Origin of the sequence: Streptomyces sp. NBC_01717, assembly GCF_036248255.1 — a bacterium.
Taxonomy (GTDB): domain Bacteria; phylum Actinomycetota; class Actinomycetes; order Streptomycetales; family Streptomycetaceae; genus Streptomyces.
In genome coordinates, this window is sequence record NZ_CP109178.1 from 1,006,463 (window position 1) to 1,027,827 (window position 21,365).

Here is a 21,365-nt window from a genome sequence, read left to right on the forward strand (position 1 = left end):
ACCGCCCGGCCACCCGGCCGGAACGACGAAGGGGGCAGGGATATATGGCACATGTCCCTGCCCCACGTCCCGCCGACATGGGCGCGGTTCCGCTACGGCGCGGGCAGTTCCATCAGTTCGGCGATCGCCTCGCGATGGCTTCCGGCCGTGCCGTACGCGATCGCGTCGGCCTTGGCCCGCTTCAGATACAGGTGCGCGGGGTGCTCCCACGTCATACCGATGCCGCCGTGCAGCTGGATGCACTCCTCCGCGGCGTGGACCGCGACCTTGGAGCAGTACGCCTGTGCCACAGCCACCGCGAGGGGCGTGTCGGGGCTGCCGGTCGCGAGGGCGTCCGCGGCGTTTCGCGCAGCGGCGCGGGCCGAGACGACCTCCAGCCAGAGCTGCGCCATCCGGTGCTTGAGCGCCTGGAACGACCCGATGGGCCGGTTGAACTGATGTCGTTCGCGGGTGTACCTGACCGTCTCGGTCAGGCACCACTCGGCGAGGCCGAGCTGCTCGGAGGCGAGCAGTCCGGCACCGGCGAGCAGCCCGCGGCGTACGGCGGAGCGTGCCGCTACCGCGTCGGCGAGGCGGGTTCCGGTGGCGGCGGTGAGGGTGACGGTGGCGAGCGGGCGGGTCTGGTCGAGCGCGACGAGCGGCTCGACGGTGACGCCGGGCGCAGCCGCCTCGACCGCGTACAGGCCGTCGGTGGTCGGCACGAGCAGTACATCGGCTGCGGCGGCGTCGGCGACCGCCGTGACGGTGCCGTCCAGCGTGCCGGTCACGGCCTCGGCCGCCGAGCTGTTCTCCGGCGCCGCGGGGAACGGCACGGCGAGGACCGCGACCTTGCGTCCTGCGGCCAGCTCGCCGAGGAGTTCGGCGACCGGACCGTCCTCGCTCCCCAGGGCGAGGAGTGCCTCGGTCGCGACGACCGCGCTGGTCAGGTAGGGGGCGGGGGCCACGCTGCGGCCCAGTTCCTCCAGGACGACCGCAGCCTCGCGATGGCCGGCGCCCTGGCCGCCGAGTTTCTCCGGCACGAGCAGCCCGGCGGCGCCGATGTCGGCGCCGAGAGCCTTCCACAGCTGCGGGTCGTACGGCGTGTCGGACTCGATGCGGGCGATTACTGTCGGCGCGTCGGACCGGTCGGCGAGCAACGACCGTACGGCGGCCCGCAGGTCGTCCTCGGCCTCCGAGTACAGCAGATCGGGCGCCACGGTCTCTTCGGTCTGTGCTGTCATCGGGACAGGTCCTTCCAGGCGACGTCCTTGTCGTTGCGTGGCTCGGCGGGCAGCCCGAGGACGCGTTCGGCGACGATGTTCAGCAGAACCTCGCTCGTGCCGCCCTCGATCGAGTTGCCCTTGGACCGCAGATAGCGGTAGCCCGCATCGCGTCCGGTGAAGTCGACCAGGTCCGGTCGGCGCATCGTCCAGTCGCTGTACAACAGCCCGTCCTCGCCGAGGAGTTCGACCTCAAGTCCGCTGATCTCCTGGTTGAGTCGGGCGAAGGCGAGTTTCATGCCGGAGCCTTCAGGGCCCGGCTGCCCGGCGACGAGCTGCTGGCGCAGCCGTTCGCCGGCGAGCCTGGCGACCTCGGCCTCGACCCAGAGGGTGAGCAGCCGCTGGTGGAGATCGTGGGTGCGCAGTTCGGGACGTTCGCGCCAGGTCTTGGCAACCGGGCCGATCATGCCGCCCTCGCGCGGGATCCGGGATCCGCCGATCGAGACGCGCTCGTTCATGAGGGTGGTCTGGGCGACCTTCCAGCCGGCGCCGACCGGGCCGAGCCGTCGGCTGTCTGGGATACGTACGCCGGTGAGGAAGACCTCGTTGAACTCGGCCTCGCCGGTGATCTGACGCAGCGGCCGTACCTCGACACCCGGGTCGGTCATGTCGCAGATGAAGTAGCTGATGCCTCGGTGCTTGGGCAGGTCCGGGTCGGTGCGGGCGATGAGTATCGCCCATCGGGCCACATGGGCACTGGACGTCCAGACCTTCTGGCCGTCGACGATCCAGTCCCCGTCGGCCGCTTCGCGCACGGCGCGGGTGCCCAGCGCGGCCAGGTCGGACCCGGCGCCCGGCTCGCTGAAGAGCTGGCACCACACCTCCTCGCCGACCCACAGGGGGCGCAGGAAGCGCCGCTTCTGCTCCTCGGTGCCGAAGCCGAGGATGGTGGGGGCGGCCATGCCGAGGCCGATACCGATGCGGCGCGGGTCGTTGTCGGGGGCGCCTGCTGCGGCGAGTTCGGCGTCAACGACCGGCTGCAGGGAGCGGGGTGCGTCGAGTCCGCCGAGCCCGGCCGGATAGTGCACCCACGCGAGGCCGGCGTCGAAGCGGGCCCGCAGGAAGTCCGTGCGTTCCGTGGTGGCCGGGGGGTGCGCGGCAAGCAGCTCCCGGGTGCGGCGGCGGAGTTCGGCCGCGTCGATGGCCGTCATCGGGCGGCTCCCGCCGGAAGGACGACGATACGGCCGGTGCTCGTGCCGTCGGCGACACGCTGGACCGCGTCCGCCGCACCGTCCATCGCGACACGCTCGCTGATCAGCGGCTTGATGACACCGCGCGCCGCGAGCGCGGTGAGCTCCTGGTGGCAGGCGCGGACCGCGGCCGGGTCCTTGGTGTTGTACAGACCCCAGTGGAGCCCGACGATCGAATAGTTCTTGACCAGTGCGTGGTTGAGCGCCGGGGTCGGGATGACGCCGCTCGCGAAGCCGACGACGATCACCCGGCCCTCGAAGGCGATGCACTTCACCGACTTGGCGTACGCGTCGCCGCCGACCGGGTCGTACACGACGTCGGCGCCGCGCCCACCGGTGGCTTCCTTGACCGCCGCGACAATGTCCTCGGTGCGGCGGTCGATGACCAGGTCGCAGCCGAGCTCATGGGCGATCTTGGCCTTCTCGGGGCCTCCGACGACCCCGATGACCTTGGCCCCGGCGGCCTTGCCGAGCTGGACGGCCGCGCTGCCGACACCGCCCGCCGCGGCGTGCACGAGGAGGGTCTCGCCCGCCTGGAGGTGAGCCCTGCGGTGCAGTCCGAACCAGCCCGTCTGGTAGCCGATGTGCAGCGCGGCCGCTTCGGCGTCGTCCAGGGTGTCCGGGGCGGGCAGAAGAGCCGCCTCGTCCGCGACGACGTACTCGGCGAAGCCGCCGTTCGGCAGGGCGGGGGTGGCGAGGACCCGGCGCCCGTCCTGCGTCTCGCCGCAGATCTCGACTCCCGGGGTGAACGGCAGGGGCGGCCGCACCTGGTACTGGCCGCGGCAGAGCAGCGCGTCCGGGAAGTTGATGTTCGCCGCGAGCACCTTGAGGAGCACCTGTCCGTCGCCGGGCGTGGGCCGCTCCGTCTCCTCGAGCCGCATCACCTCGCTCGGCTCGCCGTTCCGGTGCACTCGCCATGCCTGCATGAGGGGCCTCCACAACACTGTCGGCATTACCACTGCTCCGGCGCATACTAAGCGGTCGCTTGCCCACCTGGGAACAGCCTGCCCGGACCGATTCGGCCGAGCCGGGACATGACTGCGCGCCCGGCACGCCCCGAGAGGTCCGGGGGTGCCGGGCGCGCGGCCGGCCGGAGCGGAGCCGGCCGGTGTCGAGGGCCGCTCCGACGGACCTACCGGTTCAGCCGACCACCAGCTCGGCGATCTGCGGCGCCGCCGACCCGGCACGCCAGGCGAGACGTACCGCATCAGCTGTGCGACCGGTCGTGTTCACCCTGGTGTACGGACCGTCGAGCTCGCCGACGGTGTGCCAGGTGCCGTCGACGCCCCGCAGCTGGATGTCGGCGAGGGCGTCCGCCCCGGCCGGCTGCAGGACGGTGACGGACCCGACGGAGCGCACGGAGCCGAGACCCAGCTCCAGCACCTCACCGGCCTCGGGCGCGCGCGCCGCCCGGTAGACGGTGCCCAGGTCACCGTCGGCCGCCGAGCGCAGGGCGGATCCGCTGGAGGCGGGCGGCCCGCCGGCCACCGCACCGTCCTTCAGCTCGACGGCGAACTCACGCACGACAAGCCAGTTCGTCTGGCCCGCGGTCGCCCGCGCCCGCACATAGCGGGCCTTCGTACCGGCGGGGGCTGTTGCGGTGACATCCGGCTTTCCGGAGAACGTGGTGAGCTGCTGCCAGCTCTGCCCGTCGACGGAGTACTCCAGCACGCCGTCGTGGAGGTAGTCGCCGGTGCTGCCGGGCTTGGCCATGGCGAGGGTGATGTCGCCGATCTCCCGTGCCCGGCCCAGGTCGACGGTGAGCTGATCACCGGCGGCGGGGGGCGCGTCGCTCCAGAAGTACGTCGAGTCGTCGCCGTCGAGCATCCGGGCGACGGTGTTGGTCTGGTACGTTCCGAGGCTGGTCGATGCCGTGGGCCTGCCGCTCACACCGATGATCCGGTCGTGTTCGGCACTCGCCTTGTCGACGAATCCGTCCAGCACCCCGTCGCCGACGATGACCGGCACCTTGCGACCGTCAAGGCCCGTGTAGGTGAAGGACTTCGCCTCGGCGACGAGTGCGGGCAGCTGCCGACGGAGCTCCCAGGCCTGCGCGCCCTTTCCGGCGCGCGCCGCCTCGACCATGCGCAGGGCGGTGCGGGTCGCGGTTGCCCAGGCCTCGGTGGCGTCCAGCCAGGGGCCGGAGTCGTCGATGAACCCACGGTCCGGGAGGCTGCCGCGCAGGCGGTCCGGGGCGTCGCCCAGATCACGGAGCACCGAGGTGAGCCGCGCCACGTCCCCGGACTTCCAGTAGCGGGCGAACTCGGCTGCCAGGTCGGGTGCTTCCTGCTTGTTCAGCGCCGAGCTGTAGTTGATGTCGGCGAAGGCCCGCAGCGCCTTCTCGGTGCGGGCGTCGCCGCCCGCGTACTCCTTGAGCCCCTGCAGCCACGAGGCCCGCTCGTCGTACGCGGCGTCGTTCCAGGAGTAGTCCGCGACCGTGTAGAGCGAGAGCTTGGAGGCGTACGGCTGGATCATCGGGTTGGCGGTGATCCCGGCCAGCTCCCCCGGCAGCCCCTTCTCGCGGCCGTTGAACGGGCCGAGCAGCAGCCGGTTGGTGACGTAGTCGTTGACCGGGTAGTTGTCCCAGGTCAGGATCGGGTGGTTGAAGACCGTGCGGGCGGCCTTGGCCTGGGCGACGGTCATCGTCGGCGCGATGACGCCGACACCCGTCCACTCGACGAGGACATCGGGGTCGAGTTGCTCGGCGAGCGCCGTCTTGTAGGGCGACGCCGAGACGTTGTAGTACTCGGTGGGCACCATCTGGAGCGGCTGGGCGCCCGGGTGCGTGGCGATGAACTCCTTGTTCACCTTGTTCAGGAGGTACGCCTGCGCGGCACCCGCCGCACCGCCGCCGGTCCCCCACTTCTCCTCGTCCGCCGCGCAGTTCCAGTCGGTGTAGCTGATGTCGTCGAGTGGGACGGCGAAGGTGCGTACACCGATGTCCCAGATCGTCTGGAACTTGTCGACGAGCGCCTTGGCGTCGGCGTCGGAGCTGTAGCAGACGGAAAGTCCGGGCGAGAGGGCATAGGTGAACTCGACGTGCCGCTGCACGGCCCGGTCGGCGAGTTCCTTGATCTGCGCCAGCTGATCGGCGGGATACTGGTCGCGCCACTTCGCGCGGAGATACGCGTCGTCCTTCGGCGAGTACACATAGATGTTCATCTTGTGCTCGCCGTAGTAGTCGAGCTGGTCGAGGCGCGCCGCATGGGACCAAGGCGTGCCGTAGAAGCCCTCGATGACGCCGCGCAGCGCGGTGCCCGGCCAGTCGCGCACGGCAAGCCCGTCGACCTTGGTGCCGGGGTGGTTCTGCCGCGGCAGGATCTGACGGAGGGTCTGGGCGGCGTAGTACGTGCCGGTGGTGTCCTTGCCCGCGAGGACGATGCGGTCGGCACCGATGCCGAGGACGTATCCGTCGGCGGGCAGCGCGTCGGGGCCTTCGATGTGCTGGGCCGCGAGGGCGGCGGTGGCACCGATGTGGACGGTGAGTCCGCTTCTGCCGGGGCTGTCGCTCCGTACGATCCGCTGCGCACCGGCTCGTCGCAGCGCGGCTTCGACGACCTTCACGGAGGGTTCGTCGGAGGTGTCGCCCGTCACGAGGGTGACGGTGGGGCTGATCGTGATCCGGTCGGACCGGGTCCTGACGGATTGCGGGGTCGGGGTGATGGCCGGAGTGCGTCGGCCGGTCTCGGCATTCGTCAGGGCGTCCGTCCGGCCGCTGTCGGCGGCCTGGGCAGCCGGCGCGGCGGTCAGCAGGCCACCGACGAGCAGACTCGCGGCCGCGGCGAGCGCGGTGAGACGGGGTGGGCGAGGCGTCACAGGTCCTCCATGGGTCACTCAAGTCATCAGAGTCGCGCAACACAACGAGACCGAATTCAACATCGTGGCGCCGACATGTCAATGGTCTGGACAACATCAACGCCTGGACCTGGTGTTTTGTCTTCGCAAGAGGGGTGCGATACACGCCCTGACGGGTCGTGGGCCGGAGCGGCTGCCGGGAACGCGGGAAGAGCCGGCGGTCGTGGCGGGCCCAACGACGGCCCCGGTCGGCGACATCCGGGAGCCGGAGCAGACCACGGAGGTGGTCGACGCGAAAGAGGCGACACGAGGCCCACCGGACGCGCTGACCGACAACGCGTCGGCCAACTATCGTTTTCCCGCAAAGCAGTTGGCGCCGAACGCCCGGCGAGCGGCGGACCATGTGTGTGATGGACTCACGACGCGCGCCAGCCGCTCCACCGCAGGACCGAGACCTCGACCACCGGTCCGTCAGGAGGGTGCTCGGCGTACTGCCGGTATTTCGCCCTGAGCAGGCCGACACAGCGGGCGGCCTCGGAGAAGCGGTCGGGTGACGGGAGCACCCGGGCCTCGCCATCGGCCCGCACCCACCACAGCCGGTCCCAGTCCTCCTCGTAGTGGTCGGTGAGCAGACAGACCGAAGGGTGGGCGGCGATGTTGGCCAGGCGTTTCAGGCGCGTCGTCCGCTTCGGTTTGTGGTCCACGGCCAGCATCACCGTGTCGCCGTCCAGGGCGAACACCACCGGCACCAGATGCGGGCGGGAGGCCGCGTCGATCGTCGCCAGGTGGGCGATGCGCGCCGCGGCGAACCTCTCCCGGGCCTCAGCACTCGTCAGAGCGGGCATCGCACCCCTTACGACAGTTGCGGCGATCACGGCGGGCGGTCGGGGATTTCCGGATCGACCCCACACCCCGAGGCGCATCTCAGCGGTATCGGCCGGCCACTTCGGCCAGCCGGTCGAGGTACTCCAGCGTCTCCCGTTCGGGCATCGTCGGCACGTAGAACAACAGTCGTTCGACGCCCAGACCGATGTAGCCCTCGATCTGACCGGGGTCGTCGGAAGCCGCGTACACCGTCACCGGCACCTCTCGCTCGGCAAGTGCGCGCAGCCGCTCGATCCGTGGACCGAGCTCCTGCGGCGAGGCGCTGTTGGCCAGCCACGCGTCTCCGAGTTGCGCCACCCGCGGGAACGCGCCCTCGCCGCCACCGACGTAGATCGGCGGATGGGGTCGCTGCACGGGCTTGGGCCATGCGAAGACCGGATCGAAGTTCACGAACTCACCGTGGAACTCGGCTCTCTCCGAGGTCCACAGCTCTCGCATGGCGCGCAGCCGCTCGTCGGTGAGCCGGCCACGGGTCGAGGGATCCGTGCCGTGGTTCCGCATCTCCTCACGGTTCCAGCCGACACCGATACCGAAGATCACGCGGCCGCCGGAGACCAGATCGAGCGAAGCGACTTCCTTCGCCGTGATGATCGGGTCCCGCTGCGGGATCAGGGCGATACCGGTGCCCAGCAGCAGCCGCTCGGTCACCACGCCGACCGCGGTCAGGGCAACGAAGGGGTCCAGGGTGCGGTAGTAGACCTCCGGCAGTTCACCACCGCCCGGGTAGGGCGTCTGACGGTCGGCCGGGATGTGGCTGTGCTCGGCGATGAACAACGAGTCGAAAGACCGTTCTTCGAGCGCGGCCCCGAGCGAGGTCGGGCCGATTCCCTGGTCGGTGATGAAAGTCGATACCCCGAATTTCACGGCGGCTCCGTCGAGGATTGAGTGGGGAGAGGACGGGTGGCACAGATCTGTTGACTACCCGCCCCCGGCGTTCCCGTTTCCATGACCACCCGGGAGAACCATCGCGTGGCCCCCCACCTCACTGGACCGGGCGGTGATCGCCCCGTCCACGGCGACGGTCCTCGATGCCCGGGACGGCAAGCGTCTGGCCACCAAGGTGTCCACTGCCGCACTCCAGCGGATCTTCGGCGTACCGCCGCTCGCCGTCGCCCTCTTCATGCTGGTCGATACGGTGGTCCGAGCCACGCCACGCCGTCACCGGCCGGCCGGGATCCGGGCTCAGGCGAGCGAGAGGAACAGCTTCTCCAGCCGGGCGCGCATCTGGTTCCGGTCGGCCGGTTCGGCGGTGTCGTCGGCCATGCAGTGCTGGAGGCCCGTCGCGATGATCGCGAAACCCGCCCGGTCGAGCGCGCGCGAAACAGCTGCCATTTGGGTGATGACGTCCTCGCAGTCCCGGCCTTCCTCGATCATCCGGATGATCGCGGCAAGCTGGCCCTGAGCGCGGCGAAGGCGATTGAGGACCGATTTCAGTTCATCGGCCGCCATGTCGAGTTCCACACATCCTCCTCCGAATACCCCAGGGGGTATTCTAGCCTGTCCGGGGTACGCCCCGGCGACGAAAGGAAGCTCCCCTCGTGACCAGCCCCGCCTCTCTCTCCCCCGCCCAGGCCGCGGCCCGGATCGCCGAATTCACCGTCATCGACGTGCGCGCCCCGGGCGAGTACGGCTCCGGGCACGTGCCGGGCGCGCTGAACATCCCGCTGGACCGTCTCGACGAGGCGCTGCCCGCCCTGAAGGCGGCGTCGGCCCGCGGCTCCCTGCTCGTGGTGTGTGCCTCCGGGATCCGTTCCACCCGCGCCTGCGACGTTCTCGCCGCGGCGGACATCGACGCCGTCACGCTGTCCGGCGGCACGTCGGCATGGGAGGGCGAGGGCCACGGCCTGGACCGCCCCGCCGGCGCCCGGGCCACCTGGCCGATGGAGCGTCAGGTCCGGTTCGCCGCCGGTTCGCTCGTGGTGGCCGGTCTGCTCGCGGGTCGGCGCTTCCCGGCCGCACGCTGGCTGTCGGCGGGCATCGGCTCCGGGCTGGTCTTCTCCGCGGTGACCAACACCTGCGGGATGGCGGCCGTTCTCTCGAAGCTGCCGCACAACCGGGCCCCGCGCTCGGCTGCGGACTTCGACGCCACGCTGGACGCACTGCAGAACTGAAGCGGTACGGAAGTGCCCGTACGGCAGGAGCCGGTCACGCCACCGGCGTGACCGGCTCCTGCCGTGAACAAGCAGGTCAGACGTCGTCCCGGACGAGGGCCAGCAGCCGGTCCAGCACCCGCGGTCCCCCGGCGCGCAGGCCGTCGTGCTCGAACTCGTTCGTCACCCAGGTGCGCAGTCCGCGGATCGACGCGGCGGTGCGCAGCGCATGCTCCGTGTCTACGTACATGTCGTCGTGGTAGACGGCCGCGGCGACCGGCACCTGGTTGGCGGCGAGGCGCTCGGGGTCGTACAGCTCGGGCCAGTCGGTACGGGAGGCGAGCAGTTCGGCGGTCTCGCGCAGCGGGCGCAGCGCCGGGTCGACCTCGAAGTGCCAGGGGTGGATGGTCTCGCCGGTGAGGAGCACCGGCCCGTCGCCCGCCAGGGCGGTGGCGACGTCGAACTGGGGGAATTCGGCGCGGACCCGCTCGGCGGCCCAGCCGGTGGGCTGCTTGCCCTGGCCGTAGATCGCCTCGTGCATCAGGGCGTACAGGGGGTGGCCCGCGAACGAGTTGGCGGTGCGCATGGCTTCCTGGAACGTGTCGGAGAGCTCGATGCCCAGCGGCGTGCGGACGAAGGCGTTCTCCAGCAGGTAGTGCAGCTGGTGGCTGCCGTTGCCGCTGCCGAGCATGATGCCCAGGGACTGGAACCCCTCGGGCGTGAGGCGGTGTCCGGCGCTCTCCGGGCGGTGCTCCGCAAGGTACGCGGCGATCTCGCGGACGCGCTCGACGTCCTGCGGGTAGCGGGCGTAGTGGGCGGCGACCTTGCGCTCGATCCGTGGGTACGCGGCGCGGTAGACGTCGTCCGCGTGGGCATCGAGCGAGGGCAGCCCGCCGGTGATCAGGACAGCCTTGAGCCCCTCGGGGGCGGCCGACAGGTAGTGGACCGCACAGAAGCCGCCGAACGACTGGCCGAGCACGGTCCACGGGGCGCCGCCGGTCAGCTGCGGCCGGATCAGCTCGCAGTCGCGCACGATGTTGTCGGAGCGGAAGTGGGCAAGATAGTCGGCCTGCTCGCGCGGGCCGCCGCGCAGCGGCAGCGTCTGCCGGTTGGCGGGGGTCGAAAGGCCGGTGCCGCGCTGGTCGAGGAGCAGCACGCGGAACTCCTCCACCGCCCGCCCCAGCCAGGCCTCCGTACCGACGAAGCGACGGGCCCCGAAGCCCGGTCCGCCCTCCAGATAGACCAACCACGGCAGATCGTCGCCGGCCTTGCCGCGGGCGACGGCTTCCCGGCCGAAGAGCTCGATCTGCTCACCGCCCGGATCGGTGTGATCGAGAGGAACCGTGAAATGACGGTCGGTGAGAACGACGCCGGGCTGCCGGTAACTGCTCAAGAGATGCTCCTGGATCAGATGTTTCACGGACAGTTCAGCACACGGCCGTGACTCGGACGGTCCCGGCCCGTGTGCGCAGCGCGCGGGGCGCTCCTAGCGTGCAGTCATGATCCGGTTCGAGCAGGTCAGCAAGGTCTATCCGGACGGTACGACCGCGGTCGACGGGCTGTCCTTCGAGGTGGGCGAGGGGGAACTCGTCACGTTGGTCGGACCGTCCGGCTGCGGCAAGACGACCACGATGATGATGGTGAACCGGCTGATCGAGCCGACCTCGGGCAGGATCCTGGTCGACGGCGAGGACATCGCGCAGGTCGACCCGGTGAAGCTGCGCCGCCGGATCGGCTATGTCATCCAGCAGGTCGGGCTCTTCCCGCACCGGACGGTCCTCGACAACACGGCGACCGTCCCCTCGTTGGTCGGCTGGAAGCGGGCGAGGGCGCGGGAGCGGGCGGCCGAGCTGCTGGATCTGGTGGGACTGGACCCGAACACGTACGGGTCCCGCTACCCCGCCCAGCTTTCCGGCGGCCAGCGGCAAAGGGTGGGCGTGGCACGGGCGCTGGCCGCCGATCCGCCGGTTCTGCTGATGGACGAACCGTTCGGCGCGGTCGACCCTGTGGTGCGCGAGCGGCTGCAGGACGAGTTCCTGAGCCTGCAGGCGGCGGTCAGGAAGACGGTCCTGATGGTGACCCATGACATCGAGGAGGCGGTCCGGATGGGCGACCGGATCGCCGTGTACGGGGAGGGGCGCATCGAGCAGTTCGACAGCCCGGCGGCCGTGCTCGGCATGCCCGCGACTCCGTACGTGGCCCGGTTCGTGGGCGCGGACCGGGGGCTGAAACGGCTGTCGGTCACCACGATCGAGCCGGACGACCTGGAGGAACCGCCGGTGGCGCGGCTCGACGAACCCGCCCGGACGGCGGCGGCCCGGCTGACCGGCGCGGACGCCCGCTGGGCGGTCGTACTGAACAGCGAGGGCGAGCTGCACGGCTGGGTGTCGGCGGACGCTCTGCGGACCGCCGGAGAACATCGCACGGTCGGTGACCTGGCACGCCGGATGGACACGTGGGTGCCGGTCGGCACCCCGCTGAAGCAGGCGTTCAGCGAGATGCTCCAGCAGGACGCCGGCTGGGTGGCGGTGCTGGACGGTGCGCGTTTCCTCGGCGTACTGACTCCGGCGAAGCTCCATGAGGCGCTGCGTCGGTCGGTGGACGCGGACGCGCGGGGAGTGGGACGCGACGAGGTGCGGTTCGACTCGGTGGCGGGCGCGTAGCGAGCGCGCTGCGCGTCGCACGCCACGCGCCCGACAGGACCCGGGGGATCGCCGTCGGACGGCCATGCGGGAAGAGCGCCGCGACCTGAGGCGAACCGCTCGAATCGCTGTCAGGCATCAGAGGGAGCGTCACAGGCCTCCGGCCTGCGGGCAACGTGCATTCGCCGCGCCCGCGGGCCGGATGGCGGATGGGGCCCGACCGACCCCGATCCGCCGGGCAGGCCCTAAACCGCTCGGGCCACCGCAATGGCCCCCTGGAGCCGCTCGCCCGCCTCGTAGACCATGTACGCCGCCCCGTCCTGCGTACCGAAACTCGGCGCCGCGCTGCGCCCGTTGTCCGGTGCGCCGGAGAGCGAGTCATGGAAGAGACCCAGGTGGTCGCGGCGGGAGAAGTCGTTGCCGACCTCGGTGATCAGGAGGTTGCCGCCGCTCTCCTTGTCGTTGTTGTAGACGACGTACGCGCTGCCGTTCCGGGTGAGAAGATGCGGGCCCCCGACATTCACGGCACCGACGTCGGCATGGCTGACCAGTGGTTTCTGGTCGAACGTCCAGTCACGGCCGTCGGCGGACCAGCCCCAGTGGATGTCACGGTGATTGGTGGTGTTGTTCAGCATGAACAGCATCACGTAGCGGGCGCCGCGCGAGGGCAGATCGTGCGGGAAGACCCGGGCGTATGACGTCTCCGTCGTCCCGGCCGGGAGCATCGCCGTGGTCAGCACCACCTTGTCGTACGTGAAGTGGATGCCGTCCTTCGAGCGGGCGAGGCGGGTCGTGGTGTTCTCGCCGTGGAAGTAGAGCCACATCTCCTGCGCGTCCTCGTTCCACAGGACGTGCGGCGACGAGACATGACTGACCTTGTAGTGCGGCTGCCAGTCGTTGGCCACGATCGGGTTGGCGGGGTACTCGGTGAAGGGGCCCTCGATGTCGTCGCCGTAGGCGAGGCAGATGCCACCGGGGGCGTCGTGCGGCGCGTAGTAGAGGTAGTACCGGCCCAGCGGCGCCGGCACCCGGCCCGCCGCTCCCCTGATGCAGGGGAAGATGATCTCGCCGGTGGGGTTGTACTTCAGCTGCGAGGGCTGCAGCAGCGTCTTGACGTACCGGTAGTCGGGGAAGCCGGCGGGCGCGGCGGCCGCGGTGCCGGTCGTGGTGGCGCCGACAGCGAGGACCGTACCGGCGGCTGCGGCTGAGCGCAGGAAGAGGCGGCGGCCCATCCGCGGCTCGCTCTCGGGGTGGATCTGCGGTTCGTTCATGGGTGAACTCCGTCCCAGGAGTGGTGAACGTGTCAGAGGTACGTGGCGGCGGTCACGCAGAATCCGCCGAGGGCGACGGCCCAGACGTACGGCAGCGTGCGGACCATCACCTGCTGGGGCGTGACGCCCGCGTACTGCGCGCTCCACACCGTCTGGGTACTCGTGGGGTCGGCGACGCCGAACACCTGGTTGTACGAGGTGGCGAGACCCAGCACCGCGGTGGCGGGGTAGATTCCCGCTGCGATCAGGACACCGGCAATACCCGCGCCGAGGCCGAAGACGTTGAGCGGGCCGCGGTAGAGGCAGAGCGGTACGAGGACGGTGAAGACGAGCACGAACAGCACGGCGTTCTGCGGGCTGACCGCCTTGACGAGGGGTTCGAGCGCGTCGATCGCTCCGGGCAGTTTCACGGCTGCGAGCAGGATGCCGATGGCGACGAACAGGGCGATCGGTGCGGCGGCGACCTCGAAGCCTCCGTAGAGGGTGCGCAGCAGCCGCTTGTTCATCTCACGCGGCCGGGTGGTGGTGACCAGGCAGTACAGCACGCCCGCGAGCAGCGACGGAATGATGGCCACGTCCAGACCGAGGGCCAGGACCAGGGGCACAACCGGGGTGAGCAGCGCGTACCAAGGGGCGTCACCGAGCCGGACGCGCCGGCCGGAGCGCGGCTTGGCGGCGAGGGACTTGGCGGACCAGGCGTGTTCGACGCCGCGGCGGCGGGACTCGATGAGGACGAAAAGGACCGCGGCTGCCAGTGCGAAGGGGAACAGTTTGATCATGAAGCCTCGGACGGTGGGGACGGGCAATTCGAGCGCGGTGGAGAAGAACTGCCAGATGGGGAGCTCGAACGGCATTCCTGCCGCGATGCCCATGAGGATCGTGCCGGCTGCGGTGACCTTGGGGATGCCGACGGCGATCATCGCGGGGATGCCGATGATCCCGGCGAGCATCGCGGCCGGCGCGGAGCCCGTCACCGTACCGACGAGGGTGGAGACGACGAGGACACCCAGTGCCACCACTACCGGGCGGTCACCGCCGAATTCGACGATCTTGCGGACGAGGGTGCCCGCAATGCCCGTCTCGTCCAGCAGCTTGCCGAGCCAGGAGCCGAGCAGGATGGCGATCATGGTGGCCGCGAGGGCCGGGGCGCCTTCCTGGAGGACGGTGTCCAGAACGCTGTTCTTGCCGGTGAGCGGGGCCCCCGCGACGAAGGCGATGACGATGGCCAGGACGACGAGCGCGAAGGCCGTGGGGAGTTTCCGGGTGAGCATCGCGGCGACACCGGCCGCCATGACGAGGAGGATGACGACGCCCATGGCGTTACTTCTCTCTTCCGTGCGGGGCAAGGGTGGTGCGGTCGCCGGCTTCGGCGAGCGCGGCGGTCAGCAGCAGCGGGCTGCGGCCCAGTCCACAGGCGGTACGGGCGTAGGCGTGAGCGGCGATCTCCTCTGCCCCGGCGACATGGCCGTACAGACGCCTGCGTCCGGCGCTCAGCAGGACATGGCCGAGCGCGCGTTTCAACGCCGCCTTCGCCGGGCCGTGATGGAGCTGTTCATGGACGGCCTCGTGCGCGAGGGCTGCGGCGCGCACCGAGCCCGCCGGGTACCAATGGCGCCAGCCGCGCTCGTCGATCAGGGCTTCGGCACGGGCGAGCGTGTCGGTGTACAGCTCCACGGTCGCGGGGCGTGAGGTGTAGCGGGCGAGGAGGCCGTGCTCCAGTCCGCCGTCGCGTTCGACGATGCGGGCGCGGGACGGAACAGGGGTGAGCCGGGCGCCGAACTCCGTTGCCACGGTGGCCCAGTGGCGCAGCAGGTCGCGGTCGCGGCCTTCGTGCGTGGGGGTTCCCGCCAGAAGTTGTACGCCGAACTCGATGTCGTCCGTGGCGGAGAGATCGATGAGCGCGCTCATGTACGTACCTCCACGACCGCGACCACGGACTCGTCCGCCGAACGGGTACCGAGTTCGCTGCGGGCCAGGGCGAGCAGCGGCTGCGGGTCCAGGACGCCGGAGAGGTCGGCGATGCGGGAACCGAGCAGCAGCCGCAGGGCGGGGGCGCGGACACCGCCGTCGCCGTACGAGGTGGCGTCGGCGACGAGCCGGGCCAGGGTCTCGGGGGCGCTTCCCACGGTGGTGGTCTCCACCAGGGCGTCGGGGGCGTGCAGCCTGACGACGCCGTCGGCGTCGACGACCCGCACCGGGTGCCGGACGGTGCGGAACCGGCGGCGGATCTCGGTGCTGTAGACCGTGTGGGCGGGGGTCCTGGCCAGGACGCTCACGGCCGACGGGTCGGCTTTCAGGCTTGCCGCCGCGGCGTGCAGCCGTTCGTTCTCGTCGGCGCGGTGTGCGCGGTCCTGGGTGCGCAGTTCGGTGGCGCCGGTGGCCACCGCCCGTACGGTGCTGGTCTGCGGGTCCACGGTCACCTCGACCTCCACCCCGTCCGCCGCGGCGCCCTGTGCAACGACGGCTGCCTCGGCCTCGGCGCGGACGGCGAGGATCTGTTCCTGGCCGGCGCCCGGGATGATCCGCTCGATCTGCTCACGGACCAGGGCGAGGGCGACCCCGATGGGACTGATGACCTCGCTGTGCTGGGCGATCCGGCCCTCCTGGCCGGTGACCGAGGCGAGATGGGGGGTGACGGATGCGGCACCTCCGCCTCCTCCGACCAGTACCGTGGTGTCCTTGTCGAGCCGGTAGTCGCGGATCATCGCGTCGGTCACGGCCCTGACCTGTTCGGCACCCTTGTCGAGGAGCTGGGCGGCTGCCGTCGCGACATCGGTGGAGAGTGCGGCGGCCAGCGGGGCCAGGGCGGCACGGGCGACGTCCTGGTCGCAGCGGGCGAAGTCGCCCTCGGGTACCCGGCCCAGCGCGTTGGCCGCACAGGTCATCGTGATCGCGTACCTGCCGCCGGCCGCGTCGATGACGGCGTAGTCGTCGGGGTCGCCCTCCATCGGCCGGACGGTGGTGATGCGCGCGTCGCGCAGTTCGTCGAGGGTGGCGAAGCAGGCGTACGGCAGTCCGGCGATGTGCGCGCTGCGCGGCCCGGCACCGATCACCTTGCCGCCGCCGATCCGGACCATGGAGCCGCCGCCGACGCCCACGGTCCGCACATCGAGTGCGGAGAGGTACGACGCCTTCCCGAGGATGGTGGCGTGCCGGACGGCGACCTTGCCACGGCGGACGACACTGATGTCGGTGGAGGTGCCCCCGGTCTCCAGGAACAGGCCCTCGCTGATCCGTTCCTGCATCAGCGCACCCGCCACCCCCGCGGCAGGCCCGGAGAGTACGGTCAGCAGGGGGCGCCTGCGCATCTCGTCGAGCGACATCACACCGCCGTCGCAGCGCATCACCATCAGAGGTGCGCTCACCCCGGCCTTGGTGATGGACGCGTCGACGAGGTCGGCGGTGGCGAGCATGCGGGGCAGGATGGCGGCATTGACCACGGCGGTACGGGTCCGTTTGGCGAGTCCGTACAGAGACGTGATCTCGTGCGCGGCCGTCATCGGGAGGCCGTGCGGGCGGGCCGTGTCGAGGACCGCCTGCTCCCCCTCCGGGCGGTCGACGCTGAACGGCTCGCTGGCGACAAGGACTTGGGCGCCGTCACGGGTGACCGCGTCGACGGCCCGCCGCACCTCGTCCGGATCGTCGGGGTCGGCCACATGTGCGTAGGAGAGCGGTAGCCGTTTGCCCGGGGTGAGTTCGAGCCTGCCGAGCGAGGCGAGTCGGCGGGTGAGCGCACCGCCCGGCCCCGCTCCGATGCCGATCAGTCCGACGGTGGCGACATCGCCCTCCAGCAGGGCGTTGGTAGCCTGTGTCGTGCCGTGTGCCAGGAAGGCTACGTCCTCGGCGGCACGGCCGGTCTGCTCCAGCAGCCGGTCGAGCGCTTGGACGATGCCGTGGGCGACCCCGTCCTCGTGGTGGTGGCTGGTGGGTACCTTCACCTGCCCCAGCAGGTCGAGGGTCGTGGCGTCGACGGCCACGGCGTCGGTGAAGGTTCCGCCCACGTCGATACCGACGCGGATGCGGTGGGTGGTCATGGCTGGGCACCTCCTTGTGCGGGTGGGTTGATGCGCGGGCGGGCCGGGTGGGACAGGTGGAGCTGTCCCACCCGGCGTTTCACTGGTTCGGGTCCGGCGAGGCCGGCGGTCAGTAACCGCGTACGTCGGGCCAGTGGCGCTGAACCCCGTGGCGGTCGAGCAGCCGCGCGAACGCCTCGTACCGCTTGTCCTCGGCCTGGACCTGGTGCGGTTCGACGCCTTCGGCGAGACAGTGGGCGGCCAGGGCACCGGCGACCTCGCCGAGGTTCCACTCCACCGGGTGGAGCCGGTAGCAGCCGTTCGTGATGTGGGTGGTGCCGATGTTCTTGCCGGCCGGCAGCAGATTGCGGACGCGGCGCGGCACGAGGGCGCCGAGCGGGATCTCGAACGGCACCGAGCCGATGTCGATGTAGTTGTCGCCTCCGGTGGAGGGGTGCAGATCGATGCGGTAGCTGCCGACACCGACCGCGTCCCGGTGGTGTGTCCCGCCGTGCGGACCGACGAGATCGATCGCCACGTCGTGCTCGGTGACGGTGGTGACGGCCTTGATCCGGCGGGACTCGCGTACGTACGGGGCCTTGGCGAGGCCGTCGTCGGTACCGGTGATGTCGGGGCGGATCCGCAGTCCGGGGAAGCCGGTGCCACCGTCCTGACGCGGAGCCTCGGTCTGCAGCCAGTACAGGAGCGAGAGCGACAACTGCCGTGCCTCGGCGACGGCTTGGGCCGACACCTCTTCACCGGCGCCGACGAGGGGCTTGAGCCAGTAGTCGTTCAGAGGCCAGTTGACGAGCGTGATGTCGGAGTCGAAGGCGCCGGGGCGGTGCATCCCGCGGGCGAGGATGCGGCGGAAGCCCCACAGTTCCTTGTCGCCCGCGTCCGCGCTCTGATCGGCGCTGACGGCGAGCGGGTCGATGTCCGGGTTGGGGACGAAGGTACGCGGTACCGATTCCAGGGAGCGGGGGTCGGGCGCCTGGAAGCCGAGGAGCGGGCCGGGCCAGAAGTCGGGGCGGTAGGAGCGCCAGAACCCGTAGTCGGCGGGGCGGTCGATGGTGTGCTTCTCGCCCTCGTGGTGGGAGAGCGCGAAGCAGACGGTGATGCCCTGCTGGTTGAGCGGCTGGGCCTGTTCGGGGGCGTGCGGTTCGTCGAACTCGCTCTGCGCCTCGGCGCCGATGGCGTGCTCGACGCCGCCGAGTTCGAGGAGTTCGCCGGTCTCGGTGGCATCGATGACGTAGCGGGCGGTGACGGTGGTGCGGTCGCCGGTCCGGAGACTCTCCAGGGTCACCGCCCGGATGACATCGTTTTCCGACTCCGCCGTCACGGCCCGGTGTTCGGTGAGCAACGTGAGCCGGCCCGCCGCCCGGTGCGGGGCGAGCATCGCCTCCAGCACGGTGAGCGCGATGCGTGGTTCATGGCAGAGCTTGCTGACCCGCCCGGCGCCCGGGTTGAGGTCGGTGAGGGCGAGGGCTTCGGAGCGCATCGGGTACCACTGACGGTAGTACGCCCGGATCCCTTCGCGCAGTCGGCGGTACGAGGCGGTGGTGCCGAACTGCTCCACCCATGGGTGCTCGTCCGGTGGGACGGCCTGGGAGGTGAGCTGGCCGCCGATCCAGTCGGTCTCCTCGGTGAGGACGACGGTGCGTCCGGCGCGGCAGGCGGCGAGTGCGGCGGCGACGCCGCCGAGTCCGGCGCCCACGATGAGGATGTCCGGTTCGGGTATCACAGGTCTCCTTGTGCTGTACGTGCAGGTGGTGCGGTCGGTCGGCTCTGGTGGGCCGGGGGCGGTGGTCCGGCCGTAGCGCCGGGTCGGAACGCGCAGGCCACCAGGGGTTCGGTGGCCTCCTCCCCCGCGACCAGCGCGGCGAGCATCCGTACAGCCGCCGCGCCGAGTTGGGTGCGGGGGATGTCGAAGCCGGTGGGTTCGGGGCCGTCCGCGAGGTCGGCGGGCGGGCTGCCGAGGAGCGCCAGCGAGGCGTCGCGCGGGCAGTCGATCCCGGTTTCGGTGACGGCACGGCGCAGGGCGCGCCAGGCAGCTCCGGTGTCGGTCTCCTCGGCGACAAGCGCCGTGACGCCGTCGGCGAGCCAGTCCCGCAGCCGTTCGGGGGTGAGGTCTCGTTCCGGGTCCGCGGAACGGAAGACTGTCTCGGGGCCGCCGGGAAGCCCGGCCGCCTCCAGCCCCTTGAGGAAGCCGTGTTCACGGTCGGTGGAGGCGGGTGCCTCGTCGTCCTCGCGGATCAGCAGTATCCGCCGGTGCCCCAGTGCGGCAAGGCGGGCGACGACCTCGCGGCTGGCGCTCACGTAATCGGCACCGACCCAGGCCAGGCCCTCCAGTTCGTCCCGGCGGCCGAGATGCACCACCGGGAAGCCGTCGGCGACCAGCCGCTGCAGCTCCTGGGCCGGCGCGTGCCGACCCAGGAACAGACAGCCGTCGGCGAGGCGGACCCGGCTCAGCGCGTCGGGCCCGGCGGCCCCCGCGCCGCCGGTGCTCGAACCGGTGAACAGCACCAGGTCGTAACCGCGTTCCGCGGCCTCGCGCTCCACGCCAACCAGGAACGGGTAGTACGAGTGCTGCACATCGGTCGGGAACGTCGCGGTGAAGCTGAAGACGCCCAGCAGGTTGTTGCGCGCCGCCGCCAGTCTGCGGGCAGCCGGGTCGGGGACGTAACCGAGGCTGCGTGCCGCCTCCAGAACCTTCTGCCGGGTCTCCTCCGAGATCGTGGCGCCCTGCTTCTTGTCCGCGAGCACAAGCGAGACCGTGGCCTGTGAGACCCCGGCGAGCCGTGCGACCTCGGCCTGACGCGGGCGGGCCGTGCGGCCTGCCGGTGCGGGTGAACGGCCGGGCCTGGCCCGCTTCCTGGGTTCCTCCACCATGGCTCCTCAGATCAGGTAATGCGTATTAGTAATGCGCATTAACGAGTACTGTGAGGGTCGGTCCGGTGCCCGTCAAGGGTTCGGACACAACTTCTCCCCGGCGCAAGGGCACCCTCGCCCGCGCGCCGCCAACCCGTACGGTGCGATCAACCATCCCCACGGTGATCACTCACCCCTGCGAAGAAGGCGGTTCCGCATGTCGCTGTTCGATCTACCCCTCGACGAACTGCGCGACTATCGCAGCCGTTCGGTGGAGCCGGAGGACTTCGACGCGTTCTGGTCGAAGACCCTCGACGAGGCAAGGTCCCACGACCTCGACGCCCGGTTCGAGCTGCGTACCGGCACAGGGCTGGCGACCGTCGACGTGTACGACGTGACGTTCGCGGGCTTCGGCGGTCACCCGGTCAAGGGCTGGTTCGTCGTCCCGGCGGGCACTACCGAACCACTGCCAGTGGTCGTGGAGTTCATCGGCTACGGCGGCGGGCGGGGCCTGGCCCACACCCATCTGCTCTGGGCGTCGGCCGGTTTCGCCCACTTCGTGATGGACACCCGGGGCCAGGGCAGCGGCTGGCTCGTCGGCGACACCCCCGACCCGGTGGGCAGCCCGCCCTCGTACCCCGGTTTCATGACCCGTGGCATCGAGGACCCGCACGCGTTCTATTACCGGCGCGTGTTCACCGACGCGGTACGTGCGGTGGAGGCTGCGCGCTCGCATCCGCTGAGCGATGCGGCGCACACCGCGGCCGTCGGTGTGAGTCAGGGCGGCGGCATCACGCTCGCCGTCGGCGGGCTGATACCCGACCTCACGGCGATCGCGCCGGACGTCCCGTTCCTGTGCGACTTCCCCCGCGCGCTCACCGTCACCGACCGCAACCCGTACCGCGAGGTGGGCAGCTACCTCAAGACGCACCGGGGCCGGGCCGAACGGGCGAGGGCCACTCTGTCCTACTTCGACGGGGTGCACTTCGCCGCACGCGGGCGCGCACCGGCGCTGTTCTCGACGGCTCTGGAGGACATGACCTGCCCGCCCTCGACCGTCTTCGCCGCCTTCAACGCGTACGCCCACCAGGACAAGGCCATCGAGGTGTACGACTTCAATGATCACGAGGGCGGTGGACCGTTCCAGGAGGCCGCGCAGCTGGGCTGGCTGCCCGGGAAGCTGACGGCCTGATCCCGAAGAAAGGCCCAAAGGGCTGTCCCGTAACCCCCGGCGGGCGCGCGACGACAGCTACGGCACCTCGCCGCGTTGTCGGAACGCCCGAATACGCCCAGTATGAGGACGCCCCTCCGCCTTGCGATGCACCGCATCTGACGCCGCGCGCGGATCCACC

General features: G+C 70.8%; 17 protein-coding genes. 3 read left to right on the forward strand and 14 right to left on the reverse strand.

Translation table 11 applies throughout. The annotated features are described in order from the left end of the window. Positions 1 to 92 precede the first annotated feature (92 nt). The 7 genes from OHB49_RS04825 to OHB49_RS04855 form a co-directional block, all read right to left on the reverse strand. A complete protein-coding gene (locus tag OHB49_RS04825; RefSeq protein ID WP_329158194.1) occupies positions 93 to 1,220 on the reverse strand; it encodes an acyl-CoA dehydrogenase family protein in 1,128 nt (375 codons plus the stop codon). After that, positions 1,217 to 2,410 carry an acyl-CoA dehydrogenase family protein gene (locus tag OHB49_RS04830; protein WP_329158196.1) on the reverse strand — a complete coding sequence of 398 codons (1,194 nt, stop codon included), beginning with the start codon at positions 2,408 to 2,410 and terminating at the stop codon, positions 1,217 to 1,219. Before OHB49_RS04830 ends, OHB49_RS04825 begins: the two co-directional genes overlap by 4 nt. Beyond that, on the reverse strand, positions 2,407 to 3,375 hold the full coding sequence (locus OHB49_RS04835; protein WP_030976072.1) for an NADPH:quinone oxidoreductase family protein: 969 nt from the start codon (positions 3,373 to 3,375) through the stop codon (positions 2,407 to 2,409). Before OHB49_RS04835 ends, OHB49_RS04830 begins: the two co-directional genes overlap by 4 nt. Before the next feature lie 214 nt (positions 3,376 to 3,589). Next, the gene (locus OHB49_RS04840; protein ID WP_329158198.1) at positions 3,590 to 6,265 is read right to left on the reverse strand and encodes a beta-N-acetylglucosaminidase domain-containing protein; all 2,676 of its coding nucleotides are present in this window, start codon (positions 6,263 to 6,265) and stop codon (positions 3,590 to 3,592) included. 395 nt (positions 6,266 to 6,660) lie between these two features. Beyond that, positions 6,661 to 7,089, reverse strand: coding sequence for a TIGR03668 family PPOX class F420-dependent oxidoreductase (locus OHB49_RS04845; RefSeq protein WP_030976070.1), 429 nt, complete (start codon positions 7,087 to 7,089; stop codon positions 6,661 to 6,663). 79 nt (positions 7,090 to 7,168) lie between these two features. Next, complete coding sequence (locus tag OHB49_RS04850; RefSeq protein WP_329158202.1) at positions 7,169 to 7,993, reverse strand: LLM class F420-dependent oxidoreductase; 825 nt, start codon at positions 7,991 to 7,993, stop codon at positions 7,169 to 7,171. 318 nt (positions 7,994 to 8,311) lie between these two features. Further along, positions 8,312 to 8,590 (reverse strand): metal-sensitive transcriptional regulator, encoded by a 279-nt coding sequence (locus tag OHB49_RS04855; RefSeq protein WP_030976068.1) that lies wholly within the window; start codon positions 8,588 to 8,590, stop codon positions 8,312 to 8,314. 77 nt (positions 8,591 to 8,667) lie between these two features. Between OHB49_RS04855 and OHB49_RS04860 the strand changes: the two genes are divergently transcribed. Beyond that, positions 8,668 to 9,240: a rhodanese-like domain-containing protein gene (locus OHB49_RS04860; protein ID WP_329158203.1), complete on the forward strand. Its 573-nt coding sequence runs from the start codon at positions 8,668 to 8,670 to the stop codon at positions 9,238 to 9,240. Between the two features lie 76 nt (positions 9,241 to 9,316). Here OHB49_RS04860 and OHB49_RS04865 read toward each other — a convergent pair whose 3' ends face one another. Continuing rightward, positions 9,317 to 10,612, reverse strand: a complete 1,296-nt coding sequence (locus tag OHB49_RS04865) for an alpha/beta fold hydrolase (protein WP_329158205.1) — start codon at positions 10,610 to 10,612, stop codon at positions 9,317 to 9,319. A gap of 106 nt (positions 10,613 to 10,718) precedes the next feature. Here OHB49_RS04865 and OHB49_RS04870 point away from each other — a divergent pair, with 106 nt between their 5' ends. Continuing rightward, on the forward strand, positions 10,719 to 11,882 hold the full coding sequence (locus OHB49_RS04870; protein WP_329158207.1) for a betaine/proline/choline family ABC transporter ATP-binding protein: 1,164 nt from the start codon (positions 10,719 to 10,721) through the stop codon (positions 11,880 to 11,882). A 224-nt stretch (positions 11,883 to 12,106) separates the two neighbouring features. Here the strand turns inward: OHB49_RS04870 and OHB49_RS04875 are convergent, their stop codons facing one another. From OHB49_RS04875 to OHB49_RS04900, 6 genes are all read right to left on the reverse strand, one after another. Next, a complete protein-coding gene (locus OHB49_RS04875; RefSeq protein WP_329158209.1) occupies positions 12,107 to 13,132 on the reverse strand; it encodes a hypothetical protein in 1,026 nt (341 codons plus the stop codon). A 32-nt stretch (positions 13,133 to 13,164) separates the two neighbouring features. Continuing rightward, entirely contained in the window at positions 13,165 to 14,448 is a 1,284-nt protein-coding gene (locus tag OHB49_RS04880; protein ID WP_329158211.1) for a transporter, read from the reverse strand. A 4-nt stretch (positions 14,449 to 14,452) separates the two neighbouring features. After that, positions 14,453 to 15,040: a hypothetical protein gene (locus OHB49_RS04885; RefSeq protein ID WP_329158213.1), complete on the reverse strand. Its 588-nt coding sequence runs from the start codon at positions 15,038 to 15,040 to the stop codon at positions 14,453 to 14,455. Continuing rightward, the gene (locus tag OHB49_RS04890) at positions 15,037 to 17,166 is read right to left on the reverse strand and encodes a hydantoinase/oxoprolinase family protein (protein WP_329158215.1); all 2,130 of its coding nucleotides are present in this window, start codon (positions 17,164 to 17,166) and stop codon (positions 15,037 to 15,039) included. The genes OHB49_RS04885 and OHB49_RS04890 overlap by 4 nt, the downstream gene beginning before the upstream one ends. A 109-nt stretch (positions 17,167 to 17,275) precedes the next feature. Continuing rightward, positions 17,276 to 18,886 (reverse strand): FAD-dependent oxidoreductase, encoded by a 1,611-nt coding sequence (locus OHB49_RS04895; RefSeq protein WP_329158217.1) that lies wholly within the window; start codon positions 18,884 to 18,886, stop codon positions 17,276 to 17,278. Then, positions 18,883 to 20,034: a LacI family DNA-binding transcriptional regulator gene (locus OHB49_RS04900; RefSeq protein WP_443079491.1), complete on the reverse strand. Its 1,152-nt coding sequence runs from the start codon at positions 20,032 to 20,034 to the stop codon at positions 18,883 to 18,885. The genes OHB49_RS04895 and OHB49_RS04900 overlap by 4 nt, the downstream gene beginning before the upstream one ends. Positions 20,035 to 20,230: 196 nt before the next feature. Between OHB49_RS04900 and OHB49_RS04905 the strand changes: the two genes are divergently transcribed. Then, positions 20,231 to 21,205: an acetylxylan esterase gene (locus OHB49_RS04905; RefSeq protein ID WP_329158221.1), complete on the forward strand. Its 975-nt coding sequence runs from the start codon at positions 20,231 to 20,233 to the stop codon at positions 21,203 to 21,205. The last annotated feature ends 160 nt before the right edge of the window (positions 21,206 to 21,365 follow it).

What these genes read in the sequence shown, in the direction of transcription:
- OHB49_RS04870 (WP_329158207.1), top strand. Translation starts at nt 10,719, where the DNA reads ATGATCCGGTTCGAGCAGGTCAGCAAGGTCTATCCGGACGGTACGACC.
- OHB49_RS04900 (WP_443079491.1), bottom strand. Translation starts at nt 20,034, where the DNA reads ATGGTGGAGGAACCCAGGAAGCGGGCCAGGCCCGGCCGTTCACCCGCA.
- OHB49_RS04885 (WP_329158213.1), bottom strand. Translation starts at nt 15,040, where the DNA reads ATGAGCGCGCTCATCGATCTCTCCGCCACGGACGACATCGAGTTCGGC.
- OHB49_RS04825 (WP_329158194.1), bottom strand. Translation starts at nt 1,220, where the DNA reads ATGACAGCACAGACCGAAGAGACCGTGGCGCCCGATCTGCTGTACTCG.
- OHB49_RS04890 (WP_329158215.1), bottom strand. Translation starts at nt 17,166, where the DNA reads ATGACCACCCACCGCATCCGCGTCGGTATCGACGTGGGCGGAACCTTC.
- OHB49_RS04905 (WP_329158221.1), top strand. Translation starts at nt 20,231, where the DNA reads ATGTCGCTGTTCGATCTACCCCTCGACGAACTGCGCGACTATCGCAGC.
- OHB49_RS04830 (WP_329158196.1), bottom strand. Translation starts at nt 2,410, where the DNA reads ATGACGGCCATCGACGCGGCCGAACTCCGCCGCCGCACCCGGGAGCTG.
- OHB49_RS04845 (WP_030976070.1), bottom strand. Translation starts at nt 7,089, where the DNA reads ATGCCCGCTCTGACGAGTGCTGAGGCCCGGGAGAGGTTCGCCGCGGCG.
- OHB49_RS04880 (WP_329158211.1), bottom strand. Translation starts at nt 14,448, where the DNA reads ATGGGCGTCGTCATCCTCCTCGTCATGGCGGCCGGTGTCGCCGCGATG.
- OHB49_RS04835 (WP_030976072.1), bottom strand. Translation starts at nt 3,375, where the DNA reads ATGCAGGCATGGCGAGTGCACCGGAACGGCGAGCCGAGCGAGGTGATG.
- OHB49_RS04875 (WP_329158209.1), bottom strand. Translation starts at nt 13,132, where the DNA reads ATGAACGAACCGCAGATCCACCCCGAGAGCGAGCCGCGGATGGGCCGC.